Raw genomic sequence first — 25,082 nt, forward strand, 5'->3', positions numbered from 1 at the left:
GTCGGGGGCATACAAGAACACTAACCAAAACAGTCCGCTGTTGAGTTCTCAAAGAACACACCCACACCATCACCCACAACCACTCACGGCCGTGCAGCTCCGGGGAGCATTTCCTCTGTTCGCTTTCTTGTGCCGGTAACTCTAGCAGGCCCATTTCTCGGTGTTTCAGGGGGGGGTACCCCGCCGTCCCACCGTCGAAATCCCGGCTCGCTATTCGTCCCGACCGCAGTCAAGCGCATTCTCATCAAAGATCTGGGTGGGATTCCGAATCCGCACCCCGGGGCGCACTGGCCCGCGGCTGCATTTCCGGTTTCCCGATCGAGGCGCCCACTCTACCACCCTTAGATGGGAGCTTGGTTCGCTACCCCGCGTCAGGCTCGGCCCGGTTTTCCCGGCCCGCGTCGCGCTGACTCCAAACAATTTACGCGCCGATCCGCACCAAGTCAAATCGGCGGGAATCAGCACCGGAAGGAAGCGAACACGCAGGTCAGCGCCCCGTTCCGGTGCTGATTACAGGCTAGTGCACGACCCGAACACCCGCAGTGTGACGCTTGCCACGGCGAATGACCAGCCACCGGCCGTGGAGCAGCTCCTCCTTGCTCGGAGACCACTCCTCATCAGCGATCTTGGTGTTGTTGACGTACGCGCCGCCCTCCTTGATGGTGCGCCGCGCCGCCCCCTTGCCGTTCGCCAGACCGGTCTCCACCAGCAGGTCGACCAGGGTCGGGTTGTCCGCGAGCCGGGCCTCGGCGCTGGGCACCGCGGCCATCGCCGCGTCCAACGTCGCCTCGTCCAGCTCGGTCAGCTCCCCGCGGCCGAACAGCGCCTGGCTGGCCGCGACCACCTTCCGCGTGGCGTCCTCGCCGTGGACGAGCGTGGTGAGCTCCTCGGCGAGGCGCTTCTGCGCCGCGCGCAGCTGCGGCTTCTCCGCGGTGGTGCGCTCCAGCTCGGCGATCTCCTCCTGGCTGAGGAAGGTGAACAGCCGCAGGTACTTCGCCACGTCCGCGTCGGCGGCGTTCACGAAGTACTGGTACCAGGCGTACGGCGTGGTCATCGTCGGGTCGAGCCAGACGTTCCCGCCGCCGGTGGACTTGCCGAACTTGCGCCCCTCCGAGTCGGTGACCAGCGGGAGGGTCAGCGCGTGCGCGGCGACGCCCTCCTGCTTCCGGACCAGGTCGACGCCGGCGATGATGTTGCCCCACTGGTCCGAGCCGCCGAGCTGCAGCCGCGTGCCGTACTTGCGGTTGAGCTGCACGTAGTCGTTGGCCTGCAGCAGCATGTAGCTGAACTCGGTGTAGGAGATGCCGTCGGTCTCCAGCCGCCGCTTGACCGTCTCCCGGGCGAGCATGGTGTTCACCGAGAAGTGCTTGCCGATGTCCCGCAGGAACGTCGTGACCGGCAGGTCGGCGGTCCAGTGCGCGTTGTTCTCCATGATCGCGCCGGTCGGCGAGTCGTCGAAGTCGACGAACGCGGACAGCTGGGCGCGGATCTTCTCGGTCCACTCCTGCACGGTGTTCTCGTCGTGCAGGTTGCGCTCGCCGACGTCGCGCGGGTCGCCGATCAGCCCGGTGGCGCCCCCGGCCAGCACCACCGGTCGGTGACCGGCCTGCTGGAAGCGGCGCAGGGTCAGGATCGGGATCAGGTGGCCGGCGTGCAGGCTGGGTCCGGTCGGGTCGAAACCGGCATAGAGGGTGAGCGGCCCCTGGTCGAGTTCCCGTCGCAGCGAGTCGAGGTCGGTGGATTGCGCGATCAGTCCGCGCCAGGTCAGCTCGTCGAGGATGTTCTCACTCACGCCTGCCAGTCTCGCTCATGCGGGCAACCGGGTTTACGCCCGGGCCTGGACCCTGCGGCGCGTCCCGCGCCGGTAGGCGCTGACCGCCGCCGAGCCGTCCACCCAGGTCCGCCACGGCAGGTCCATCGCGGCGGCCACGCCGACGCGCGGGCCGCTGCGGATGTCGTCCTCGGCGACCTGCGCGCCGTTGACCAGCCGGATGGGTGAGTCCGGGTCGGTGAGGTCGATGCCGTTGTGCTCGCGGGTGATGCCCAGCACGCCGGCCAGCCGGGCCGGGCCGCTGGCCAGCTGGACGTCCTTGCGGACCGCCGGGCGCCGGGAGCGCGCGAGGTCCAGGCCGGTGGTGATCTCCCCGGCGCGGAGCAGGACCGCGCCGGGGACGCCGTCGGTCAGGCACACCACGTTGATGCAGAAGTGCATGCCGTAGACGAAGTACACGTAGAGGTGGCCTGCCGGGCCGAACATCACCGCGTTGCGCTCGGTCCGGCCGCGGTAGCAGTGCGACGCGGGATCGTCCAGGCCTCGGTAGGCCTCCACCTCGACCAAGCGCACGCCGACCTCGCCCTCGGGGCTGTTCGAGCGCAGCTCGCAGCCGAGGAGCCGTCGAGCCACCCACAGCGGGTCGAGGGCGAGTTCGTCGCGTGTCACCTGACTCACGGGATAGACAGTACCGGTCGTGTCTGAACCGTGATCACTTAGACAACCAGTCGCGATGTTCGCGCACCGCCGCCACGACCCGTTCGCGCTGCTCGGCGACGCGATCCGGGGCGGTGCCGCCGTGCGCGTCGCGGGAGGCGATCGAGCCCTCGACGGTGAGCACCTCGCGCACCTGCGGGGTCAGCGCCGGGTTGGCCGCGGCCAGCTCCTCGTCGGTCAGGTCCTCCAGGCCCACGCCGCGGGCCTCGGCGGTGCGCACGCACTCCCCCGACGCCTCGTGCGCCACCCGGAACGGCACGCCCTGGCGGACCAGCCACTCCGCGATGTCGGTGGCCAGGGTGAACCCGGCGGGCGCCAGCTCGGCGAGCCGCTCGGTGTGGAAGGTCAGGGTGCCGAGCATGCCCGCCATCGCCGGGAGCAGCAGGTCCAGCTGCTCGACGGAGTCGAAGACCGGCTCCTTGTCCTCCTGCAGGTCGCGGTTGTAGGCCAGCGGCTGCGCCTTGAGCGTGGCCAGCAGGCCGCTGAGGTTGCCGATGAGCCGCCCGGACTTGCCGCGGGCGAGCTCGGCGACGTCGGGGTTCTTCTTCTGCGGCATGATCGAGCTGCCGGTGGCCCAGGCGTCGTCGAGGGTCACGTAGCCGAACTCGGCGGTGTTCCAGATGATCACCTCCTCGGCGATCCGGGAGAGGTTCACGCCGAGCATCGCCAGGCAGAACGCCGCTTCGGCGGCGAAGTCGCGGGATGCCGTGCCGTCGATGGAGTTGTCCACCGCGCCGTCGAAGCCGAGCTCCGCGGCGACGGCCTGCGGGTCGAGGCCGAGCGACGACCCGGCCAGCGCACCGGAGCCGTAGGGCGAGTACGCGGTGCGGGCGTCCCAGTCGCGGATGCGCGCGACGTCGCGCAGCAGCGCCTGGCAGTGCGCGAGGAGGTGGTGCGCCAGCAGCACCGGCTGGGCGTGCTGGAGGTGGGTGCGGCCGGGCAGGACGGCACCGGGGTTGTTGGTCGCCTGGGCGACGAGGGCGTCGACGATGTCCAGGACACCTGCGACGACGCGGCGGTTGGCGTCGCGCAGCCACATCCGGAACAGGGTGGCGACCTGGTCGTTGCGGGAGCGGCCCGCGCGCAGCTTGCCGCCGAGCTCCGGGCCGACCCGCTCCAGCAGGCCGCGTTCGAGCGCGGTGTGCACGTCCTCGTCGTCGATCACCGGCTTGAACTCGCCGGATTCGACGTCGGCGGCCAGCACGTCCAGGCCCTGCAGCATCCGCTCGAGCTCGTCGGCGGTGAGCAGCCCGGCGCGGTGCAGCACGCGGGCGTGGGCGCGGGATCCGGCGATGTCGTAGGGCGCCAGGCGCCAGTCGAAGTGGGTCGACAGGCTCAGCGCGGCCATCGCTTCGGCCGGGCCGGAGGCGAACCGTCCGCCCCAGAGCTTGGTGGGCTCGCTGCCTTGCTGCGTCACGGTGTTCCTTCGGTGTGCTCGTAGGTGCGGGTGGCGGCTCAGCCGCAGGGCTGGGCGAGCCGTTGTGAGGAGTCGTACCAGGTCGGGGCGTTCGCGGCGCACCAGGGCTCCTCGGCGCGGCGGTCGCGGACCTGCGCGCGGCCCGCGTGCAGGACGATCCGGACCTCGCCGGAGACCTGGTGCTGGGAGTCGGCGATGAAGGCGTCCAGGGCGTCCTTGAGCGGGGAGTACCACCGGCCGTCGTGGACCAGTTCGGCCCAGCGGTGCCCGACGGTCCGCTTGAACCGGGCCAGCTCCCGGTCCAGGGTCAGCTCCTCCAGCTCCCGGTGCGCGGTGATCAGCGCGGTCGCCCCGGGTGCCTGGTGGGTGTCCAAGAGCCCCACGCCGTGGGCACCGGCTCGGCGGTTGAGCTCCTGGATCGCTTGCAGCGCGGTGACCGTCTCGCCGTCGATGGCCACCGGCACGCCCGCGTCGAACGTGATGGTCAGCTCCTCGGGGTCGAGGGACCAGTCCGGTGCGCGGTGCGCGCCCCAGCCCCAGATGTTGTGCCGGAGCGGGCAGCGCGCCTTGCCACTGCCCGGGTGCCGACCGCGTTCCGGGGTGATGACCGCCAGGCGCGGGTCCAGCGCGGCGACGTCGGTCCCGAAGCCCGCGACGGCGTTCGCGCCGAACTCGTCGGCGGCCGCGACGAGGTGCTTGGCGATCAGCGGCCGGGACAGCTCGGCGACCATCGGGTGCCGGTCCAGTGCGTGCGCTCGGAGCGCGGGCAGGCAGTGCTGCTCGGCGAACTCGTCGCGGGCGTCGGTGACGACCGCTTCGACCGCTCCGAGGTCGAGGGCACGTCGGCGGACCGCCGCCAGGCCCTCGCCGCCCTGGCCGAGGTCGACCGTGACCGCCACGACGTCGGCCCGGGCCTCGGCCACGAGCCACCTGATGGCCGCGGACGACTCCGGATCACCGGAGTGGGCGAGCACCACGCGCTCACTCATCTGCTCTGCTCCTCGGTGGTGGCGCGGATCGGCGCTCACCAATCCGCGGACTCTAAGTTCTCCTGCTGGGCTCCGGCTCGTCCTCGTCTGGGCGGGCTCCGGCCGCCATCGCGGTGAACCGCTCGCCCAGCTCGCGGCCGGTGAGGGGTTCGCGGGCGACGATCATCACGGTGTCGTCGCCGGCGATGGAGCCGACCACCTCCGGCAGCGAGGCCCGGTCGATGGCGCTGGCCAGGAACTGCGCCGCCCCCGGCGGGGTGCGCAGGACGGTCAGGTTGCCCGAGCCGTCGGCGCTGACGAGCAGCTCGCCGAGCAGGCGGCTCAGCCGCGAGGTGCCGCCCTGCACGCCGCGGACCGGGCTGCCGTCCTCGGGGATGACGTAGACCGCCGCCCCGCCGTCGGCGCCGCGCAGCTTGACCGCACCGAGCTCGTCCAGGTCCCGGGACAGGGTCGCCTGGGTGACCTCGATGCCGTCGTCGGCGAGCAGCTTGGCCAGCTCGGTCTGGCTGCGGATGCCGGTCGACGAGACCAGTTCGACGATGCGGGCCTGCCGCGCGACTCGGTTCGTCATCGTCGCCGCACCAGCCACGCCAGCAGCGCCTTCTGCGCGTGCAGCCGGTTCTCGGCCTCGTCGAACACCGCGCTGGCCGGGCCGTCGATCACCTCGTCGGTGATCTCCATGCCGCGGTGCGCGGGCAGGCAGTGCAGGACGCTGGTGTCGGTCTTGCCGGTGGCGGCCAGCAGCTCGCCGTTGACCTGGAACGGCCGGAACGGGCTGACCCGGTCCTTGCCGTCGTTCTCCTGGCCCATCGAGGTCCAGGCGTCGGTGACCAGCACGTCGGCGCCGTCCACGGCGGCCTCCGGGGTGCTGAACAGCTCGACGGAGCCGCCGGTCTCGGCGGCGCGCTTCTTCGCCGCCTCCAGCACCCAGTCCAGCGGGCGGAAGCCCTCCGGGGCGCCGATGCGCACGTGCATGCCCGCGGTGACGCCGCCGACCATCAGCGAGTGCGCCATGTTGTTGGCGCCGTCGCCGAGGTAGGTCAGGGTCAGGCCGGTGAGCTTGCCGTGCCGCTCGCGGATGGTCTGCAGGTCGGCGAGCACCTGGCAGGGGTGGAACTCGTCGGTCAGCGCGTTGATCACCGGGACGCGGGAGACCGAGGCCATCGCGTCGATGCGGGCCTGCGCGAAGGTCCGCCACACGACGGCGTCGACGTAGCGGGACAGCACCCGGGAGGTGTCCTCGATGGTCTCCTCGCGGCCGAGCTGCATCATCCGCCCGTCCACGACGACCGGGTGGCCGCCGAGCTGGGCGATGCCGACCTCGAAGGACAGCCGGGTGCGGGTGGAGTTCTTCTCGAACAGGACCGCGACGGACTTGGGCCCGGCGAGCGCGTCGGAGCCGAGCGGGTCGGCCTTGAACTGGTCGGCGAGGTCGAGGACCTCGGCCTGCTCCGCTGGGGTGAGGTCGTCGTCGCGGAGGAAGTGGCGGGGCATCAGTCGTTCTCCTTGGCAGCGTCGAGCAGCGCGGGCAGGGCGGCGAGCAGTCGCTGCACCTGCTCGGACTGCACGATCAGCGGTGGGGCCAGCCGGATCGCGTCGGGCTGGACGGGGTTGAGCAGGAATCCGGCGTCCTGCCCGGCGGCGGCGATCTTGGCCGAGACCGGTGCGGTCAGGCCGATGCCGATCAGCAGGCCCGCGCCGCGCACCTCGCCGATCAGCGGGTGGTCGAGCTGCTGCAGGCCGGTGACCAGCTGCTTGCCGACCTGTTCGACGTGGTCGAGCAGCCCGTCGGCGGCGATGGTGTCCAGCACCGCGAGCGCGGCCGCGCAGACCACCGGGTTGCCGCCGAAGGTGGTGCCGTGCTGGCCGGGGTGCAGCAGGTCGCCCGCGGCGCCGATGCCGATGCAGGCGCCGATGGGCAGACCGCCGCCGAGGCCCTTGGCCAGGGTGATCACGTCCGGCACGACGCCCGCGCGCTGGAAGGCGAACCAGGACCCGGTGCGGCCGATGCCGGTCTGCACCTCGTCGAGCACGAGCAGCGCGCCGTTGCGGGCGGTGATCTCGCGGGCCGCCTGCAGGTAGCCCTCGGGCGGCACCACCACGCCGTTCTCGCCCTGGATCGGCTCCAGGAACACCGCGGCGGTGTTGTCGTCCACTTCGGACTCCAGCGCGGAGACGTCGCCGTAGGGCACGTGCACCACACCGGGCGGCATCGGTTCGAAGGGCTGCTGCTTGGCGGGCTGGCCGGTGAGCGCGAGCGCGCCCATGGTGCGGCCGTGGAAGCCGCCCTGCGTGGCCACGATCTTGGCCCGGCCGGTCAGCCGCGCGATCTTGAACGCGGCTTCGTTGGCCTCGGCGCCGGAGTTGCAGAACAGCACGCGGCCCTGCCCGGTCGCCCCGGCCAGGTCCAGCAGCCGCTCGGCGAGCGCCAGGCCCTGCTCGTGCACGTAGAGGTTGGAGACGTGGCCGAGCTTGCCGACCTGCTCGGACACCGCGCGCACGATCGCCGGGTGCGCGTGGCCGAGCGCGTTGACCGCGATCCCGCTCAGGAAGTCCAGGTAGGTCTTGCCGTCGGCGTCGGTGACCTCGGCGCCCGAGCCGCTGACCAGGGTCAGCTTCGGGGTGCCGTAGTTGTCCATCATGGACGCCTGCCAGCGCTGCGCGCCCACCGCATTACCACTCATCACTTCTCCTCGGCGTTCTGGCTCGGCAGCACCATGGTCCCGATGCCGGCGCTGGTGAAGACCTCCAGCAGCACGGAGTGCGCGAGGCGGCCGTCGATGACGTGCGCCCGCGGGACTCCGCCGCGCACCGCGCGCAGGCACGCCTCCATCTTGGGGACCATGCCGGAGGCCAGGTTCGGCAGCAGTTCCGCGAGCTGGTCGGCGTCGAGCCGGGACACCAGCGAGGAGCGGTCCGGCCAGTTCGTGTAGAGGCCCTCGACATCGGTGAGCACCACCAGCTTCTCGGCGCCGAGCGCCACGGCCAGCGCTCCGGCGGCGGTGTCGGCGTTGACGTTGTGCACCACGCCGTCGGCGTCGGGGGCGACGGTGGACACCACCGGGATGCGCCCGGCCTTGATCAGGTCCAGCACCGCGTCGGGGTTGACCGAGACCACGTCGCCGACCAGGCCGACGTCCACCGCTTCGCCGTCGACGGTGGCGGTGCGGCGCTCGGCGGTGAACAGCCGGGCGTCCTCGCCGGACATGCCGACCGCGTGCGGGCCGTGCTGGTTGATCAGGCCGACGAGCTCGCGCCCGACCTGGCCGACCAGCACCATCCGGACCACGTCCATGGTCTCCGGGGAGGTCACCCGCAGGCCGCCGCGGAACTCCCCCTCCATGCCGAGGCGGTCGAGCATCGAGGTGATCTGCGGGCCGCCGCCGTGCACCACCACCGGGTGCAGCCCGGCCAGGCGCAGGAACACCATGTCGGTGGCGAAGGCCTGCTTGAGCTCGTCGTCGACCATCGCGTTGCCGCCGTACTTGACCACGATGGTGGCGCCGTGGAAGCGCTGGAGCCACGGGAGCGCTTCGACCAGCACGCTGGCCTTCTCCGCTGCGGTGGCCAGCCGGTCGGTGGTTTCTGGGGTCATGACGAGTACGCGCTGTTCTCTTCGACGTAGGCGTGGGACAGGTCGGTGCTCAGGATGGTCGCGGTGTGCTCGCCGAGGTGCAGGTCCACCACGATCTCGACCTCGCGCCCGGACAGGTCGGCCTCGCTGCGGTCGCGGGCCTTGGTGCCGTTGGCGTAGAGGGTGACGCCGTTGGTGGCGATCTCCAGCTCGGCCGGGTCGATCTCGGCGTCCACCCGGCCGAGCGCCATCGCGATCCGGCCCCAGTTCGGGTCGGAGCCGAAGATCGCGGTCTTGACCAGGTTGTCCTCGGCGATGGTGCGGCCGATGGCGACCGCGTCGGCTTCGCTGACCGCGCCGCGCACGGTGATGTCGATGGTCTTGGTGACGCCCTCGGCGTCGCCCTGCAGCTGCCGGACCAGGTCGGTGCAGACGGTGGTGAGCAGCGCGGTGAAGTCCTCTTTGAACACCTCGACGCCGGAGGCGCCGGAGGCCAGCACCAGCACGGTGTCGTTGGTGGAGGTGCCGCCGTCGACGTCGAGCCGGTCGAAGGTGACCCGGGTGGCCGCGCGCAGCGCCTCGTCCAGGTCGTCGCCGCTGATCACCGCGTCGGTGGTGAGGACGCTGAGCATGGTGGCCAGGTTCGGCGCGAGCATCCCGGCGCCCTTGGCGAAGCCGCCGATCGACCAGCCCGCGTCGTGCTGCCCGAAGGCCTGCTTGGGCTTGGTGTCGGTGGTGAGCACCGCGGTGGCCGCGTCGAGACCGGCCTGCTCGTCGGCGGCCAGCGCACCGGCGGCGGTGTCGACGCCGGGCAGCAGCGCGTCCATCGGGAGCCGCTCGCCGATCAGGCCGGTCGAGCAGACCGCCACCTCGATGGCGCCGACGCCGAGCACGTCGGCGACCTTCTCCGCGGTGGCGTGGGTGTCCTGGAAGCCCTCCGGGCCGGTGCAGGCGTTGGCGCAGCCGGAGTTGAGCACCACCGCGCGCAGCTTGCGCTCCTTGAGCACCTGCTGCGACCACAGGACGGGCGCGGCCTTGACCTTGTTGGTGGTGAACACCCCGGCCGCGGCCTGCTGCGGCCCGTCGTTGACGACGAGCGCGAGATCGCGCTTGTCCCCGGCCTTGATCCCGGCGGCCACCCCGGCCGCCCGGAAACCGGCAGGTCCGGTCACGCTCATTTGCTCTCCTCGGTGGTCATCGCGCTTCCACGGTGTGCCCGGCCGCGGTGAGCACGTCCGCGGCCTTCTCGGCGGCGTCGGCCGGGACCAGGATCCAGTCGGTGTCGAACGTGGACAGGGTGAAGACGCTGACCGCGGCGTCGGCCAGCGGCACCAGCAGGGCGGCCAGGACGCCGGTCAGCGCGAAGTCCAGCGGCCCCTGCACCTCCAGCGCCCGGAACGGGCCCTCCACCCGCACGTCGCGCCCGGCTTCGGCGGCCAGCGAGTGCGGGAAGACGATGGTGCGGCCCGCGCTGGTGGTGATGCTGCCGTGGATCGGCGCGTTGCCGCCGGTCAGCGCCAGGTTGGCGTGCGCGGGCACCGTGCCGACGGCCAGCAGCTCGTCGTGCAGCCGCAGCGTCAGGGCTGTCACGGGGCCACCCCCACCGTCGGCAGGCCGGTGGTCTCGGGCAGGCCGAGCGCGAGGTTCATGCACTGCACCGCACCGCCCGCGGTGCCCTTGGTCAGGTTGTCCTCGGCGGCGACGACGATCAGCCGCCCGGCGTCGGGGTCCACCGCCAGCTGGAGGTGGACGGTGTTCGCGCCGAGCGTGGCCGAGGTCTGCGGCCACTGCCCCTCGGGGAGCACGTGCACGAACGGCTCGTCGCCGTAGGCCTTGAGGTAGACCTCGCGCGCAGCAGCGGCGTCGACGCCCTCGCGCAGCGCGGCGCTGCACGTGGCGAGGATGCCGCGCGCCATCGGCGCGAGGACCGGGGTGAACGAGACCTTGACCGGTTCGCCCGCCGCGGCGCTGAGGTTCTGGATGAACTCCGGGGTGTGCCGGTGCGCGCCGCCGACGCCGTAGACGCTGGCCGATCCCATGACCTCGGCGGACAGCAGGTGCGGCTTGAGCGCGCGCCCGGCGCCGGAGGTGCCGGTGACCGCGACGACGACCGCTTCGGGCTCGACCAGCCCGGCGGCGAGCGCGGGTGCGAGCGCCAGCGAGGACACCGTCGGGAAGCACCCCGCGACGGCCACGCGCTTGGCGCCGCGCAGCCGCTCGCGCGCGCCGGGCAGCTCGGGGACGCCGTAGGGCCAGGTGCCGGAGTGCTCGCCGCCGTACCAGCGGGCCCAGTCCTCGGGGTCGTTGAGCCGGTGGTCGGCGCCGCAGTCGATCACAACGGTGTCGTCGCCGAGCTCGGCGGCGATCGCGGCGGAGTGCCCGTGCGGCAGCGCGAGGAAGACGACGTCGTGCCCGGCGAGCTCGGCGGCCGTGGTCTCGACCAGCACCCGGTCGGCCAGCGGCAGCAGGTTCGGGTGGTGCTGCCCGAGCTTGCTCCCGGCGTTGCCGCCCGCGGTCAACGCACCGATCTCCACCTCGGGGTGCGACAGCAGCAGGCGGAGCAGCTCCCCACCCGCGTAACCACTGGCACCGGCCACAGCCGCTCGAACCGTCATGCGGATGATTATGCACCCTCATGCAACGTTAATCAAACGGGCGTTCGTCACGCCCTCCCGATCCTGCCACCGCACGGCGCCGCGAAGCCCTCCGCCACCTGGATCCGGAACCTGCACCTCAGAGCCAGACCAACTGGAGATCGCGGATCAGCGAGAAGCACTCCAGCGCACCCTCGGCGGAGTCGGAGTTACCGGTCCAGCCGTCCGGGCTGACGAACACCGCCCCTGGCCCGGAGCCACCGGACTCCCGGCCGAAGTCCAAGCCCCACAGGTAGATGTGCGCATCGGTGACCTTGTCGCCAGCTCGCTCGACCTCGCACAACGCGAACTTCCTCGGCTGCTGCGCTCCGGCCAGATCCGCCAGCACCGCCGGAAGCTCATCCTCACCCCAAGGCCCCAGCGAAAGACACTCCGACATCCCGACTCCCATCTGCGACATCCCGACTCCTATCTGCCAATCGACTTGCAAATCGGAATCTAGCTGGAATGATTCCAACAGTCATTTACCGAATCAGGTGATCCGCTGGAGATCGTTGACCTGCGAGGATGAACGTCATGCCGCCCGCACCTGACCCGCGCATGCTGCGCATCCAGCTCGGCATCGAACTGCGCCGCCTCCGCGAGCAAGCAGACCGCAGCACCTTCGAAGCAGCCGACGCCCTCGGCTGCAAACAACCGAAGATCAGCAAGATCGAGAATGGTCACCAGGGCATGAAGCTCGATGAAGTCGCGCGACTGCTCGACTTCTACGAAGCGACCGCGCAGCAGCGCACCTACCTGCTCGACCTTGCCCAGCGCCTCCCCAAGCGCGCCAAGCCGAAGGTCTACCACCGGGACTCGGTTCCCGACTGGGTGCAACGGTTCTTCGCGCTGGAATCCGAAGCCACCGAGATGAAGATCTACGAAGTGGAGATCGTCACCGGGCTCTTCCAGACAGAGGATTACGCTCGCGCGACACTGCGCGCATGGGAGCCAGCGGCGGATCCTCGCCTGGTCGAGAACCACGTGAAGACCCGGATGGAGCGGAAAGCAGTGCTCACCCGGACCAATCGGCCGCTGGACCTTCAGGTCGTGCTGTCAGAGTCGGCGCTGCATCGCGTTCAGGGCGGCAAGGAGGTGATGCGTGACCAGCTCGATCATCTGCAGGAACTCTCGGAACTCCCGAACATCAGGCTCCAGGTCCTGCCCTTCGAATCGGGCCGGATCGCGGTCACCTCGTCGGTGGCGTTGATGCACCTCGCCGAACAGCAGGTCTCGACGGTCTACCTCGAAGACTTCTTCGGTGCTACATATCTGTGGGAAGCAGCGGAATACACTCGCTACAGCGTCATCTTCGAGCGACTGAGCGCAGCCGCACTCAGCGTCCCGGAAACCAGGCGACTCATCGCTCAGGTAACGAAGAACTACCGGTGAACGCCAGGAGGAGCCGTGCCCGTTTTACCCGCCGACCACATCGAGTGGCGCAAGTCCAGCTACAGCCAGGGCAACGGTGGCGTTTGCGTCGAAGTCGCTGTTCAGCCCACCGTTGTCGGCGTGCGTGATTCCAAGGACCCCGACGGTCCGGTGCTGGTGTTCAGCCCCGGCGTGTTCGCGCAGTTCCTCGGCTCTTTGCAGAGTTAGGCAGCAGGTCTGCAGGTCAGGGCCCGTGAGCGCTCCCCGGGAACGCTCACGGGCCCGGTCGGCTACCGGTCGATCCTCGGTTTGCTCGTGCCGGGGGCCAGGCCGGTGTCGGCGTGGATTCCCGGGTCGGTGAAGGAGCCGATCGAGTAGATCCGGGCACCCCGGTCGAGCGCGAAGGCGTGCAGGTCGTGGAGGGTCCGCACCGCTTCCTCGGCCTCGTCGGCGGAGGGGAAGTCCAGCAGGCAGTCCATCAGCCAGTACTTGTCCCCGCCGCCCTCGGGAAGCGGCGGGTTGCGGCGCCCGGCCGCGTCCATGGCGGCCCGGTCCTTGACCGCCAGCAGCACCACCGAGGTGGGGCTGATGAGCGGCTGCACGCGCGGCAGGGCTTCCGGCAGGACCTCGGTCACCTGGTCGTCGGTCATGATCCAGTCCGCCCAGGCCTTGGGGAGCTCGTTCCAGCCCAGCTGCTTCTCGGCGAAGTCGTACATCGGGTCCGCCAGCCCGAGGACGAAGTCGAGGTAGCTGCGGTCCTGGACCTCGGGCTCCCCGTCGCCGTAGCCCGCGAGAAGCTGCGCGCAGTCGATGCCGCGGGCCTCGGGGTCGTAGACGTCGACCTCCAGCCAGGCGATCTGCACGTCGGGATGCTTCCAGGTGACGTGCAGCTCGTCGGGTTCCGGCCGCTCGGACAGGGTCCGCAGGGCGTTGCACGCGGCCTCGGCGGAGTTGAACGGCACCGTGTACGTGCTCACTCGGCTCGGCGCCGGGACCAGGTCCACCCAGAGCCGGGTGATGATCCCGTGCTGCCCGACGCCGCCGAGCACGGCGTTGTACACCTCCGCGTTCTCGTCCGCGCTACACAGGAGCCGCTGGCCGTCGGGGGTGACCACCTCCATCCGGGGCACGGCGGCGCCGAACACCCCGCTGCGCACGATGGCGCTCCAGCCGCCGACGGCGGCGAAGCCGCCCGCCGACAGGGTGGTGCGACCGGGGTAGCCGGTGCTGACCCGGGCCTGGTGCTTGTCGGCGGCGATGGCGACGTCGGTCAGCAGCACCCCGGCATCGATCTCGATCGTCCCGCTCGAACCGTCCGCCCCGGGCGGGACGACCGAGTGGATGCGGTTCAGCCGCAGCATGTCGATGGCGATCCCGTCGGCGGCCAGCGCCTGCCCGCCGACGGTGTGCTGGTTGCCCTGCGCGGCGCACGGGATCCCGTGCTGGTGCGCGAACCGCACCACGGCCTCGACGTCACCGGCTCCGGCCGGGCGCAGCACCGCACCGGGCAGCGCCTCCACCCGGCTGCCGCGGTCCTTTCCGGCTGCTCGCCGGGCTTCGGCGTCCACGACGAGTTCGCCGCCGTCGGGGAGCTCGGGCGCTGAAACCCAGTCGGAAGTACCGTCGTCCGGCCCCCAGAGCAGGGTTCGCGGGTTGATGCCCAGTCCGCCTCTCGTCACTGCAGGTCCCCTCCCAGCACTACGCGCGAGCATGATCAATGCTCAAGCAACTATCGCTGCTGAGTCCGCTCCGGGGAAGGGTTGGCGTCGCCACGTCAACCCTGCCCACCCGCCGCGGAGTGCTGTGGCTCACCCGACCCCCTTGCGAGATCGCCGGGGCGGCACGGGATCATCGTTGCTGATGACGATGATCCCGCCCCGCCCCAGTGCGGTGGACCACCGAGCTTCGCGGCCGACTTCCGGCTGGGTGGGACGGCGGGTGCGGTTGCGCGGCATCGAACCGGCCGACCGGCGCACCCTGATCGGCTTCGACCGGGAGTCCGCGCGCGAGGGACCGCCGCAGTTCGACGGCTACCGGCACTGGGCGGCGCACCGCGCCGACCACCTCGACCCCGGCGAGGACCTCCAGCTGGCGATCGAGACCCGCCGCGACCGCGCCCTGGTCGGGTCGCTGTCGACCAGCCAGCCGGAACCGGGCACCTTCAGCTACGGCATCGGGATCGGCCCGCGGCACCGCCGCCACGGCTACGCCGACGACGCGATCAGCACGCTGCTCGGCTACATGTTCAACCACCGCCGCTTCACCAAGTGCGAGGTCGGCATCTACGGCTGCAACACGGCGTCCCTCGCCCTGCACGCCAAGCTCGGCTTCCGCGAGGAGGGCCGCCTCCGCGACCCGGAGTTCCTCTGCGGCGGAGCCCAGTACCTGGTCGTGATGGGCATCACCGCCGAGGAGTTCGCCACCCGCCACCTCCCCCGCGCCCGCTGACCTCAGCGGTCACTCCCCGATCACCGGGGCCGAGCCCTGCTCATCACCGCCGAAGAAGCTCGCACCGCCGAGCGCGCCCCGGGACTCCCCGACGACGGGAGTTCCCCGGTCCGGGGTGATGGTCCTCGTGCCCACCGGCTGCCCGTAACCCGCCTGCTCCAGCCGTCTCGTGAGGTACCGCTGCAGTTCGACGCGATCGACCGAACCGCCGGGAGGCACGAACCGCTGCAGATCACGGGCGCACGCGAGGACGGCGCTGGAGCCGGAGTCCCGCGCGGCGGACGCGATCGCGTCGAGCCACGCGCGCACGGCCGGTTCCGTCTCGAACCCGCAGGCCACGGCGCAGTGGTGCAGCGCCTCCGGCAACCACCGGTGCGCGGCCGAGCACAGGCGGTGGTAGAACTCCTCCACCAGCAGCGTCCGCCATTCCCAGTCGTACCAGCAGGAATCACCCGGCAGTCCGAGTTCGTCGCGGCGCTGGAGGAAGTGCTCGGCGAGCGCCTGGTGGTGCTGGCGGAAGCGCCGCGGTGCGCGGCCCCGCTCGTAGCGCACCATCTTCTCCCGGACCACCTGGTGGTACTGCAGCTGCCCCTGGTTCTCGTGCACGAAAGGCCGCTCCCGCAACCACCGGAACAGGCCCACCGCCCTGCCGGGCTCGCGCAGCACGGCCAGCACGTCCTCGTCCAGCACCCGGGGCAGCGCCGCGAGCACCGCATCGTCCCTGCTCTCCTGCTCGGGGACGAAGTTCAGGAATCGCGCCACCGCCATCCCGGTCGGGTCGTGCACGTCGTCGTCGCCCGATTCGGCCAGGCCGGCGAGCAGCAGCGGGAGCCCGCCGGACAGCTCGAGCACGACGTCCACCAGATCGGGGTCCCGGACGCCCTTCCGGTCGAGCAGCGTCCGGGCCTCCTCCGGGGTGAACGGATCGAGCCGCCAGGAGACCGTGATCGACGAGAACTCGCCCCACCGGTTGAAGTCGAGCGGGTGCTGCCCGGCGATGCCGATCACCAGGCCGAGCGGGAGGTCCCCGTAATGCCCCTGGAGCAGGCGCAACAGCCACGGCTCGACGACCTCGGAGGTGCGCTCGTAGTTGTCGAAGAGCACCACCAGCCGCCGGTGCCGGGTGATCTTCCGCAGATCTTCCACCAGGTGCGGGGAGAGCTCCTCGACCGGCGAGAGCAGCAACCGGACATCCGCCTGGCTGCCGAAGCGCTTCGCCAGGTAACCGCGGCAGTGCTCGACCCACTCCTGGATCTTCTCCGGCGGGACGGCATCGGCGACCGGCCCGAGGCCGGGCGCGGCGGCGCGCACGACACCGAGGCCGAACCTGATCGCCGTCGACAGCACCAGCTCGCGGGCCTCGGACGGCGCCTGCGGATCCGACAGCACCTCGTCGTGCCGTCGCTCGTACTCGGCGAAGCGCTGCGCGAAGTTCCGCGCTTCCCCGCCCTGACCGGCCAGCTGGCGGGCGATCGCGGCCAGCACCCGGACCAGGTTCGACTCGGTGTCGTCGGTGATCGCGACCAGCGCGGAGTCCTGCAGCGAGATCTCCCGCAGCTGGCGCAGCAGGAACGTCTTCCCGATACCGGCCTGGCCGTGCAGCCCGAACACGAACTTGCGCTCGGCCACCGGCGCGTGCAGGTTCGCGCGGAACGCATCGCACTGCTGCCGACGGCCGACGAACTCGCTCCCCTGCCGCTGGCGCAGGACCTCCTGCAGGCTCCGAGCACCCCCAGGTCCGACCACCGGGTCATCGTGCCAGGGCGCGCGGGGCCGCAGTGGCGGTTCGGGGAAAGATCCACAGTCCGACGATCAGGAACGGGATTCCGCTGCGCAGGCGTCGCGGGCGGGGGCCGGGACCGCGGGGCGGGCGGTGACGACCACCCGGCCGCCGCAGTTCCAGCACTCCGGTTCGTCCTCCGGGGGCGTGCGGCCGGTGACGTCGCAGTCGGGGCACGTCCAGGCCGTCAGGATGATGTGGCCGACGGGGGCGGGTCGGGGGATCACGGGCAGCCACCCACTTCGATCGGGCTGCGGGCTCGGACGCGGATCGTAACGCCCGCCAGCAGGAATTTCACTCGTGTGGGCGGGAATTATCGGCGCACCGGACACCCGCGGTCAACGGGTGTGGACGGCTTGCCGCACCGCCCGCGAGCTCGGCCCCGGTCCACTTGACAGCCGCCGCGGCCCGGCGTTTCCCTCGGCCGTGCGGGTCGCCTGCGGGCGGCCGGGGCCTTCCGAGGTCTCCGGGGGAGGGACCGCATGGCGATCTACGAGTACGACTGCCCTCGGTGCGGCCGGTTCGAGACGCACCAGGCGATCGGGACGGCGGCGGACTCGCACGCCTGCCCCGGCTGCCGGTGCAGCGCCCGCCGGGTCTTCTCGGCACCGCACCTGACCACCGTGCCCCAGCAGCTCAGCGCCGCCCTCGCCCGCGAGGAGCGCAGCCGCTCGGACCCGGAAGTGGTCACCGAGGTCCCGCCCTCCCGCCGCTGACCGTCCAGGCACCCGGAGGTGTCAGGTGGCATACGTGGGACTGCTCTACGTCGGCGCGGTGCTGTTCCTCAACGGCGTCATGCTGCTGGGCAAGGCCGATCCGAAGTCGATCGGCGTGTTCAACATCTTCGTCGGCTCGCTCCAGGTGATCACCCCGACGGTGCTGATCGTGGCCTCGCTCGCCGACCCGGTCACGATCCTCAGCGCCTCGGGCATCTACCTGTTCGGCTTCACCTACCTCTACGTCGGCATCGGGTTGCTCGGCGAGTTCGACACCAGCGGGGTCGGTTGGTTCTCGCTGTTCGTGGCGATCATGGCGCTGGGCTACTCGTACGCGAACTTCCAGCTGCTCGGCGACAGCCCGTTCGGCGTGATCTGGCTCTACTGGTCGTTCCTGTGGCTGCTGTTCTTCCTGCTGCTCGGGCTGAAGCGGGAGAAGCTGACCCGCTACACCGGCTGGGTCGCCGCCATCGAGGGCTGGGTGACCGCCGCCATCCCGTCGTTCCTGATCATGACCGGGAACTGGCGGAACCCGACCGCCACGGCGCTGGTGCTGGCGGTCTTCGGCGTCGTGGTGTTCGCCGCGCTGTGGGTGGTCACCTCCGGCGCGTGGTCGCCCCGCGGTTTCCGGTGGGGCCCCCGGGCGATGCCCACACCTCATTAGACCTGCGCACTCCGCGAGGAGGTTTGCCATGCCAGAAGTGGTGTTCAGCGTCGACCAGTCGAAGTCGATGCGCGATCAGGCGGTCCCCGGGCACAACCGCTGGCACCCGGACGTCCCGGTGGCCACCGTGGTGCGGCCCGGCCAGGAGTTCCGCGTCGAGTGCCGGGAGTGGACCGACGCGCAGCTCGGCAACAACGACTCGGCCAACGACGTGCGCGACGTCGACCTCGACGTCACGCACATGCTCTCCGGCCCGTTCGGGGTGGAGGGCGCCGAACCGGGCGACCTGCTGGTCGTCGACATCCTCGACCTCGGACCGGCGCAGCAGACCGGCGAGGCACCCGGCCAGGGCTGGGGCTACACCGGGGTGTTCGCCAGGAACAACGGCGGCGGATTCCTGACCGACCACTACCCCGACGCCTACAAGGCGATCTGGGACTTCCACGGCCAGCAGGCCACCTCCCGGCACCTGCCCGGCATCCGCTACACCGGCATCACCCACCCCGGCCTGATCGGCACCGCCCCGTCCGCGGAGCTGCTGGCCCGGTGGAACCGGCGGGAGCAGGCGCTCATCGACACCGACCCGAACCGGGTGCCGCCGCTCGGGCTGCCGCCGACGGTGTCCGGGGCGCTGGCCGGGCAGGCGACCGGCACCGAGGCCGAGCGCATCGCCGCCGAGGGCGCCCGGACCGTGCCCGCCCGCGAGAACGGGGGCAACCAGGACATCAAGAACCTCTCCCGCGGGTCGCGGATCTTCTTCCCGGTCTTCGTCCCGGGCGGCAAGCTGTCCGTCGGCGACCTGCACTTCAGCCAGGGCGACGGCGAGATCACCTTCTGCGGCGCGATCGAGATGGGCGGGTTCATCGACCTGCACGTCGACCTGATCAAGGACGGCATGGCCAAGTTCGGCGTGACCACCAACCCGCTGTTCATGCCGGGCAACGTCGAGCCGCGGTACTCGGAGTTCCTGTCCTTCTCCGGGGTCTCGGTGGACCACGACACCGACACCAACCACTACATGGACGCGACGGTGGCCTACCGGCGGGCCTGCCTGAACGGCATCGAGTACCTCAAGAAGTGGGGCTACACCGGCGAGCAGGCGTACCTGCTGCTGGGTTCGGCGCCGGTGGAGGGCCGGATCAGCGGCATCGTGGACATCCCCAACGCCTGCTGCACGCTCTACCTGCCCACGGCGATCTTCGACTTCGACGTCCGGCCCACCGCGGCCGGGCCGACCGTCGAGGACCGCGGCCAGTGCGCCGTCACGTCGTGACCGCCGGTGGTGGCGATCTCGCGCGAGATCGCCACCACCTCCGCGCGTCAGCCGCCGGTTTCGCGCGAAACCGCTGGCACGCGCAGGTCCAGCGCGTACTCGGTGGCGATGCGCAGCAGCATCTCCTTCTCCACGCGCAGCAGGCGGTTCTCCCGGCGGAGGCGGTCGAGCTCCGCGCGCTCCGCGGCGGTCAGCTCGTTCATCGCAGCGGGTCGAACGGCCGCAGCAGCGCGGGGCGCTTGCCGGTGGTGATCTGCTCCGCGAGCAACCGGCCGGTGAGCGGGCCGAGCGTCAGCCCCCACATGCCGTGCCCGCCCGCGACGTAGGTGCCGGGCAGCTTGGTCGCGCCGATGAGCGCCAGCCCGTCGGGCGTCACCGGACGCCCGCCCACCCATTCGTCCCGGCGCTCCTCCCACCGCACACCTCTCAGCAGAGGGCGCGCCGAGCGCACGATCGCCTCGACGCGACCGCGGTCCAGCGGAGCGTCGACCGGCCGGAACTCCATCGTGCCCGCGACGCGCAGCCCGCCCTGGTACGGCGTGCACGCCACCCGCGCGGCCGGGAGGTAGATCGGGCCCGGGACGGGCTCGTCGGTCGGGACGGTGAAGGAGTAGCCGCGACCGGCGCGCACCGGGGTGCGCACGCCCAGCGGCTTGGCGAGCTTGCTCAGCCAGGCCCCGGTGGCCAGCACGACCACCTCGGCGGACACCCGGTCCTCCTGCTCGGACTTGACGATCACCTGCCCGGGGGTGCGCACCAGCTGCCGCACCGCGAACCCGGTGCGCAGCGTCCCGCCGCGCTCGACGAAGGACTTCGCGAGGGCTCGGGTGAACTCGCCGGGGTCCACGTAGCGCTGGCCGTCGACCCGCAGCACCGCCGAGATCCGGTCGGACAGCTGCGGAACCCCGGCGTCCGCTGTGGACAGCTCGGTGGTGCCGACCTGCTGGCCGCAACGGCGGATCTGCTCGAACTCGTGCCGCAGATCGGCCACCTGCTCGGGGTTCTCGAAAGCGGCGGTGATCGGCGCCTGCTCGGTCCTGGCCGCCACCCCACCGGCCAGCAGCGCGTCGAAGGCGTCCAGGCACTCGGCGTTCATCGGCACGAACGCCTGCATCGACCGCCGCCACGCCCACGGCGTGCAGTGCGCGGCGAAGCGCGTCAAGAACGACCACAGGGCTGGGTCCGGCGAAGCGGGCACGTGCAGCGGCGCGTCGGGGGCGAACAGCGTGCGCAGCCCGTAGCGCAGCACGGCCGGTTCCGGCAGCGGGATGGAGAAGGCCGGTGAGAGATAACCGGCGTTGCCCCAGGACGAACCGGCCGCCACGTCCTGCTTGTCGACCACGGTGACGTCGACGCCGTGCTCCTGCAGGAACCACGCGGTGGACAACCCGACCACCCCGGCCCCGACCACCACTGCTCGCCGCGGAATCCCGTCGATCCCGTCCTCGCGCATGCTGCCTCCTCGGTGCTCCTCGAGTGGAGCATGCCCCGGTCACCACGCGCAGCCAGTGTCCGATCCGCACAATCGCCGACGTGCCGTTTGGCCGAAATCCACTACCCGACCGCGAGCGCGATGATCATCGCCAGCCGGGCGTCCGGATCGTCCAGGTCCAGCGGGGTCAGCTCGGCCATCTTGCGCATCCGGTACCGGACGGTGTTCGGGTGGATCTCCAGCCGCGCCGCGGCCGCCCCGAGGTCGCCCTGGCACTCCAGCCAGGCCCGCAGCGTCTCGACGTACCGGGTGCCCTGCTCGCGGTCGTGGCGCCGGAGGTCCACCACCGGGCCGCGGTCCGGCAGCCGACCGGTCGAGGCGGCGTGCCGCAGGCGGCGCAGCAGGATCTCGTGCCACGCCTCGTCGTAGACCACGGCGTCCTGGTCGGCCCGGGACGAGTGGACCGCCAGGCTCTCGTCGGCCTCCCGCCTGCTGTCGACCAGCTGGTTCGGCCCGGCCGCGCCCCCGACCCCGGCCAGGACCGCGGTGTCCGGCGGCAGGTCCCGCACCAGCGCGCGCACCCACTCGCGGGCGCGCGCGGCGTCGTCGTGCGGCAGCACGGTGTAGACGGTGTTGGCGAACAGCGCGCTGCGCCCCGGCCGCGACCAGCCGAACCCGATCGTCGCCCGCTCGAAGGCCAGCAGCGCGGTCTCGTCCCGGGCGGTGCCGCGGTGCACCTGCACGGCCACCACCCGGAACTGCTCGCTGCGCAGCCCGAGCCTGCTCAGCACCGCCGACGGGTCCTCGTGCCCCTCCAGCAGGCCGATGACCAGGTCCGACTCGACCTGCCGCTCCAGGTCCGCGCTGGCCCGCGTGCGCAGCAGGTGCAGCGCGGCCGTGCGCGCACCGCCGACCAGCGCCGCCTCGTGCGACGCGGCGAGCGGCTGCTGGGTCTCCACCCAGATCGACCCCAGCAGCTCCCGCCCCGCGCGGATCGCCACGACGACGCGCCCGTGCGAGTCCTGCGGTTCCAGCGGCGCCACGTACATCGGCTCGTCTGAGGTCTCCAGGTGCCGGAACACGCCCCGCTCGGCGAGCGTCCGCCGGATCTCCTCCGGGACCTGCCGCCCCAGGATCGTCGCCAACCGCGCCCGGTCGGCGGTGAGCTGCCGCCGCGAGTACGCCAGCACCCCGGACCGGTGGTCCTCGATGGTGACCGGCCCGCCCACCGAATCGGCGAGCGCATCGGCCAGCGCGAACAGATCGGTGGGTCCCCGCCCGGCCTCGGTCTCCCGCCCCTCGAGCACCAACCCGTACACGACCCCGGCCAGCTGGCCCCACGACACGGCGGGATCGACCAGCACGACGGCCAACCCGCGCCCCCGAGCAGCGGCGACCACCTGCTCCCCGACCGAACCGGCCCGGAACACCACCACCTCGGCGGAGGTCCGCTCGACCAACCCCGCATCGTCGGGGTCGACGCCGACGGCGAGCAGCACGTCACCGGTGGCCCCGGGATCGTCCGGATCGTGCAGCGCCACCGAACGGAGATCCGCGGACCTGCTCCGCGGTGCGCTGACCAACCGCGCCCCGAACCCCCCGAGCACGTTGATCAACCGATCCAGCTTTACCACGCCGCTCCCCCGAAGCTCCGCCTCCGACTGCGCACGGCCATTGTGCTGCCGCGAAAAGCCAGCGGCCCCGCTCCCGGTGGGAGACGGGGCCGCTGGGTCGATCGTCAGGCGCGGAGGGTGGCGCCGAGGCGGTCCGCGGCGGACTTGACCGCCGCGTCCCGGGCCTCGGTGGCCTCCTCCTGCTTGAGGGTGCGGTCCGGGGCCCGGAAGCGGAGGGCCAGGGCGAGGGACTTCTTGCCCTCGCCGAGCTGCTCGCCCTCGTAGACGTCGAACAGGCGGACGTCCTCCAGCAGGTCCCCGCCGCCCTGGCGGACCGCGTCGATCAGGTCCGCAGCCGCGACACCGGAGTCCACCACCAGCGCGATGTCCATCAGCACCGGCGGGTAGGCCGAGATCCGCGGGGCCGGGCGGTGGTCCACCAGCGGCAGGGCGTCCAGGTCGAGCTCCATCGCGCAGGTGCGCTTGGGCAGGCCGAGGGCCTCGACGACCTTCGGGTGCAGCTCACCGGCGTGGCCCACCACGGTCTCGCCGACCTTCAGCTGCGCGCAGCGGCCCGGGTGCCACGGCGCCAGGTCACCGGCGCTGATCTCCAGCTCCACGCCAGCAGCCGCCGCGACCACGCGGGCGGCCTGGATGGCGTCCGCCCAGCTGGCCTCGCGGCCCTTGCCCCACCAACCGGCCTGCTCCCGGTGGCCGCACAGCATCACCGCGACGTGCGTCGGCTGCGCGGGCAGCGCCGCTTCCAGGGCGGCGATCTGCTCGTCGGTCGGGCGCTGCGCGACGCCGACCTCCGGAACCGGCGGCTGGTCCGCGGCGGGCTGCACGACCTGTCCGATGTGGAACAGCGCGAGGTCGCGCTGGCCGCGGGAGACGTTGCGCTGCATGACCTCGGCCAGGCCGGTCAGCAGCGTCGTGGTCAGCAGCGACCGGTCGCTCTCCAGCGCGTTGAGCACCGACATCGTGCGGCGCCGCTCGTCGTCCCCGGGCAGGCCGAACGCGTCGAGCATCGCCTTGCCGACGAACGGGAACGGCAGCACCTCGACGTAGCCCTCACCGGCCAGCGCGCGGGACACCGCCCGCTCGCGGCGCTGCTCACCGGTCAGCCCGCGGCCGGGCGGCGCGGCGGGCAGCACCGACGGGATCGTGTGGTAGCCCTCCAGCCGCAGCACCTCCTCGACCAGGTCGTAGGGCTGCGTCAGGTCCGGGCGCCAGGTCGGCGGCGTCGCGGTGACCAGGCCGACGCCCTCGTCGGAGGTGCTGACCTCGATGCGGCAGCCGATCTGGCTCAGCCGACGTGCGGTCACCCCGCGCTCGTAGGACACCCCGGCGATCTTGTCCGGCAGCGCCAGCGGCATGGTCACCGGCGCGGGCGGCTTGGGCTCGCCCACGTCGGTGCGGCCCGGCGCGATGGTGCCGTCGCCGTAGCGGACCAGCAGCTGCGCGGCCAGCTCGACGGCCACCGGCGCGACCGCCGGGTCCACCTGCCGCTCGAACCGCTTGCCCGCTTCGCTGGGCAGCTTGTGGCGGCGGATGGCCCGGGCGATGCTCGCCGGGTCCCAGTTCGCGCCCTCCAGCAGCACGTCGTGGGTGTTGTGGCCGATCTCGGTGGACTCGCCGCCCATCACCCCGGCCAGCGACACCGGACCGGTCTCGTCGCAGATGACGATGTCGTCCGGGTCCAGCTCGCGGCTCACGCCGTCCAGCGTGGTCAGCTTCTCGCCCGCCTCTGCGCGGCGCACCACCAGGTCACCGGTCACCTTGGTGGCGTCGAACGCGTGCAGCGGCTGGCCGAGCTCCAGCATCACGTAGTTGGTGACGTCCACCGCCAGCGAGATCGAGCGGATCCCGGCCAGCGCCAGGCGGCGGCGGATCCACCACGGGCTCGGCGCGGTCGGGTCGACACCGGTCACGCGGCGCAGCACGAACCGCGAGCACGCGGTCGGGTCGCTCAGCTGCACCCCGCGCGAGGGCCGGTCGTCCTCCGGGACCGGGCGGGTGCCCGGGTCGCCGAACGGCACGTCCAGCGCGTTGGACAGCTCGCGGGCCAGGCCGCGCACCGAGAAGCAGTAGCCGCGGTCCGGGGTGATGGCCAGCTCGATGATCGAGTCGTCCAGCCCGACCAGCCCGACCGCGTCGTCGCCCGGGTCGGCCGAACCGGGCGGCAGCACCAGGATGCCGTCGGAGTCCTCGCCGATGCCCAGCTCGGTGGTCGAGCAGATCATGCCCTCGCTGAGCTTGCCGTAGGTCTTGCGCGCGGTGATCTCGAAGTCACCGGGCAGCACGGCGCCGGGCAGCGCGACCACCACGAGGTCGCCCTCCTGGAAGTTGCGGGCCCCGCAGATGATGCCCTGCACCTGCTGCTCGCCGGCCTCGTTCTGGCCGACCTCGACCTGGCAGTACCGGATGGGCTTCTTGAACTCGGTGAGCTCTTCGATCTCGGCGACGCGGCCGACCACGAGCGGCCCCCGCACCTGCGTCAGGTGGGTGACCTCCTCGACCTCCAACCCGATCCGGATGAACGCTTCGGCCAGCGTCTCCGCGGTCGTCTCCTCGGGCAGCTCAAGGTGCTCGGCCAACCAGGAAACCGGAATCCGCACTTGGTCAGGCCTTTCTCTCGTTCAGGTGGGTCATGTCGGTGGGTGTCAGATCGTGCGTCTTTG

The 25,082-nt window shown here is 71.6% G+C and carries 25 protein-coding genes; 6 read left to right on the top strand and 19 right to left on the bottom strand.

Translation table 11 applies throughout. From position 1 onward, the window contains the following. Positions 1–517: 517 nt before the first annotated feature. The 12 genes from tyrS to F1721_RS32200 form a co-directional block, all read right to left on the bottom strand. Positions 518–1,792 carry a tyrosine--tRNA ligase gene (tyrS, locus tag F1721_RS32145; RefSeq protein WP_150070610.1) on the bottom strand — a complete coding sequence of 425 codons (1,275 nt, stop codon included), beginning with the start codon at positions 1,790–1,792 and terminating at the stop codon, positions 518–520. Between the two features lie 33 nt (positions 1,793–1,825). Continuing rightward, complete coding sequence (locus F1721_RS32150) at positions 1,826–2,449, bottom strand: DNA-3-methyladenine glycosylase (RefSeq protein ID WP_150070611.1); 624 nt, start codon at positions 2,447–2,449, stop codon at positions 1,826–1,828. A gap of 34 nt (positions 2,450–2,483) precedes the next feature. Then, positions 2,484–3,905 carry an argininosuccinate lyase gene (gene argH, locus F1721_RS32155; protein ID WP_150070612.1) on the bottom strand — a complete coding sequence of 474 codons (1,422 nt, stop codon included), beginning with the start codon at positions 3,903–3,905 and terminating at the stop codon, positions 2,484–2,486. Positions 3,906–3,943: 38 nt separating this feature from the next. Beyond that, entirely contained in the window at positions 3,944–4,894 is a 951-nt protein-coding gene (locus F1721_RS32160; protein ID WP_150070613.1) for an argininosuccinate synthase domain-containing protein, read from the bottom strand. Positions 4,895–4,946: 52 nt separating this feature from the next. Next, positions 4,947–5,465, bottom strand: coding sequence for an arginine repressor (locus F1721_RS32165; RefSeq protein WP_150070614.1), 519 nt, complete (start codon positions 5,463–5,465; stop codon positions 4,947–4,949). Then, complete coding sequence (gene argF, locus F1721_RS32170) at positions 5,462–6,388, bottom strand: ornithine carbamoyltransferase (protein ID WP_150070615.1); 927 nt, start codon at positions 6,386–6,388, stop codon at positions 5,462–5,464. Before argF ends, F1721_RS32165 begins: the two co-directional genes overlap by 4 nt. Next, positions 6,388–7,578 carry an acetylornithine transaminase gene (locus F1721_RS32175; RefSeq protein WP_150070616.1) on the bottom strand — a complete coding sequence of 397 codons (1,191 nt, stop codon included), beginning with the start codon at positions 7,576–7,578 and terminating at the stop codon, positions 6,388–6,390. The genes argF and F1721_RS32175 overlap by 1 nt, the downstream gene beginning before the upstream one ends. After that, positions 7,578–8,489 carry an acetylglutamate kinase gene (argB, locus tag F1721_RS32180; RefSeq protein WP_150070617.1) on the bottom strand — a complete coding sequence of 304 codons (912 nt, stop codon included), beginning with the start codon at positions 8,487–8,489 and terminating at the stop codon, positions 7,578–7,580. The genes F1721_RS32175 and argB overlap by 1 nt, the downstream gene beginning before the upstream one ends. After that, on the bottom strand, positions 8,486–9,646 hold the full coding sequence (gene argJ, locus F1721_RS32185; RefSeq protein ID WP_150070618.1) for a bifunctional glutamate N-acetyltransferase/amino-acid acetyltransferase ArgJ: 1,161 nt from the start codon (positions 9,644–9,646) through the stop codon (positions 8,486–8,488). Before argJ ends, argB begins: the two co-directional genes overlap by 4 nt. Positions 9,647–9,662: 16 nt before the next feature. Beyond that, on the bottom strand, positions 9,663–10,058 hold the full coding sequence (locus F1721_RS32190) for an ACT domain-containing protein (protein ID WP_150070619.1): 396 nt from the start codon (positions 10,056–10,058) through the stop codon (positions 9,663–9,665). Beyond that, positions 10,055–11,083 carry an N-acetyl-gamma-glutamyl-phosphate reductase gene (argC, locus tag F1721_RS32195; RefSeq protein WP_150070620.1) on the bottom strand — a complete coding sequence of 343 codons (1,029 nt, stop codon included), beginning with the start codon at positions 11,081–11,083 and terminating at the stop codon, positions 10,055–10,057. The genes F1721_RS32190 and argC overlap by 4 nt, the downstream gene beginning before the upstream one ends. 118 nt (positions 11,084–11,201) lie before the next feature. Beyond that, positions 11,202–11,522: a hypothetical protein gene (locus tag F1721_RS32200; RefSeq protein WP_150070621.1), complete on the bottom strand. Its 321-nt coding sequence runs from the start codon at positions 11,520–11,522 to the stop codon at positions 11,202–11,204. A gap of 107 nt (positions 11,523–11,629) precedes the next feature. Here F1721_RS32200 and F1721_RS32205 point away from each other — a divergent pair, with 107 nt between their 5' ends. After that, positions 11,630–12,496: a helix-turn-helix domain-containing protein gene (locus tag F1721_RS32205; RefSeq protein ID WP_246155437.1), complete on the top strand. Its 867-nt coding sequence runs from the start codon at positions 11,630–11,632 to the stop codon at positions 12,494–12,496. A 15-nt stretch (positions 12,497–12,511) separates the two neighbouring features. Beyond that, entirely contained in the window at positions 12,512–12,703 is a 192-nt protein-coding gene (locus tag F1721_RS32210; RefSeq protein WP_150070622.1) for a DUF397 domain-containing protein, read from the top strand. Positions 12,704–12,765: 62 nt separating this feature from the next. Here the strand turns inward: F1721_RS32210 and F1721_RS32215 are convergent, their stop codons facing one another. Continuing rightward, entirely contained in the window at positions 12,766–14,154 is a 1,389-nt protein-coding gene (locus F1721_RS32215; RefSeq protein WP_170301676.1) for an FAD-binding protein, read from the bottom strand. Positions 14,155–14,335: 181 nt separating this feature from the next. Between F1721_RS32215 and F1721_RS32220 the strand changes: the two genes are divergently transcribed. Then, positions 14,336–14,923, top strand: a complete 588-nt coding sequence (locus tag F1721_RS32220) for a GNAT family N-acetyltransferase (protein ID WP_150070624.1) — start codon at positions 14,336–14,338, stop codon at positions 14,921–14,923. A 9-nt stretch (positions 14,924–14,932) separates the two neighbouring features. On the opposite strand, the gene F1721_RS32225 is transcribed toward F1721_RS32220, so the two are convergent. Both F1721_RS32225 and F1721_RS32230 read right to left on the bottom strand, forming a co-directional pair. Further along, the gene (locus tag F1721_RS32225; RefSeq protein WP_170301677.1) at positions 14,933–16,669 is read right to left on the bottom strand and encodes an ATP-binding protein; all 1,737 of its coding nucleotides are present in this window, start codon (positions 16,667–16,669) and stop codon (positions 14,933–14,935) included. 66 nt (positions 16,670–16,735) lie between these two features. Next, the gene (locus tag F1721_RS32230; RefSeq protein ID WP_150070626.1) at positions 16,736–16,930 is read right to left on the bottom strand and encodes a hypothetical protein; all 195 of its coding nucleotides are present in this window, start codon (positions 16,928–16,930) and stop codon (positions 16,736–16,738) included. 255 nt (positions 16,931–17,185) lie between these two features. Between F1721_RS32230 and F1721_RS32235 the strand changes: the two genes are divergently transcribed. From F1721_RS32235 to fmdA, 3 genes are read left to right on the top strand one after another with little or no spacing between them, the layout of a single operon-like run. Continuing rightward, positions 17,186–17,419: an FmdB family zinc ribbon protein gene (locus tag F1721_RS32235; protein WP_150070627.1), complete on the top strand. Its 234-nt coding sequence runs from the start codon at positions 17,186–17,188 to the stop codon at positions 17,417–17,419. Between the two features lie 25 nt (positions 17,420–17,444). Next, positions 17,445–18,083, top strand: a complete 639-nt coding sequence (locus F1721_RS32240; protein WP_150070628.1) for an AmiS/UreI family transporter — start codon at positions 17,445–17,447, stop codon at positions 18,081–18,083. A 28-nt stretch (positions 18,084–18,111) separates the two neighbouring features. Beyond that, positions 18,112–19,356 carry a formamidase gene (gene fmdA, locus F1721_RS32245; protein ID WP_150070629.1) on the top strand — a complete coding sequence of 415 codons (1,245 nt, stop codon included), beginning with the start codon at positions 18,112–18,114 and terminating at the stop codon, positions 19,354–19,356. A 47-nt stretch (positions 19,357–19,403) separates the two neighbouring features. On the opposite strand, the gene F1721_RS34660 is transcribed toward fmdA, so the two are convergent. The 4 genes from F1721_RS34660 to pheT form a co-directional block, all read right to left on the bottom strand. Continuing rightward, positions 19,404–19,559, bottom strand: a complete 156-nt coding sequence (locus F1721_RS34660; RefSeq protein WP_170301678.1) for a hypothetical protein — start codon at positions 19,557–19,559, stop codon at positions 19,404–19,406. Next, on the bottom strand, positions 19,556–20,809 hold the full coding sequence (locus F1721_RS32250; protein ID WP_150070630.1) for an NAD(P)/FAD-dependent oxidoreductase: 1,254 nt from the start codon (positions 20,807–20,809) through the stop codon (positions 19,556–19,558). Before F1721_RS32250 ends, F1721_RS34660 begins: the two co-directional genes overlap by 4 nt. A gap of 101 nt (positions 20,810–20,910) precedes the next feature. Further along, a complete protein-coding gene (locus F1721_RS32255) occupies positions 20,911–22,422 on the bottom strand; it encodes a PucR family transcriptional regulator (RefSeq protein WP_150070631.1) in 1,512 nt (503 codons plus the stop codon). 104 nt (positions 22,423–22,526) lie between these two features. Then, complete coding sequence (pheT, locus tag F1721_RS32260; protein WP_150070632.1) at positions 22,527–25,019, bottom strand: phenylalanine--tRNA ligase subunit beta; 2,493 nt, start codon at positions 25,017–25,019, stop codon at positions 22,527–22,529. Between the last annotated feature and the right edge of the window lie 63 nt (positions 25,020–25,082).

This window comes from Saccharopolyspora hirsuta (assembly GCF_008630535.1).
Taxonomy (GTDB): Bacteria; Actinomycetota; Actinomycetes; order Mycobacteriales; family Pseudonocardiaceae; genus Saccharopolyspora; species Saccharopolyspora hirsuta.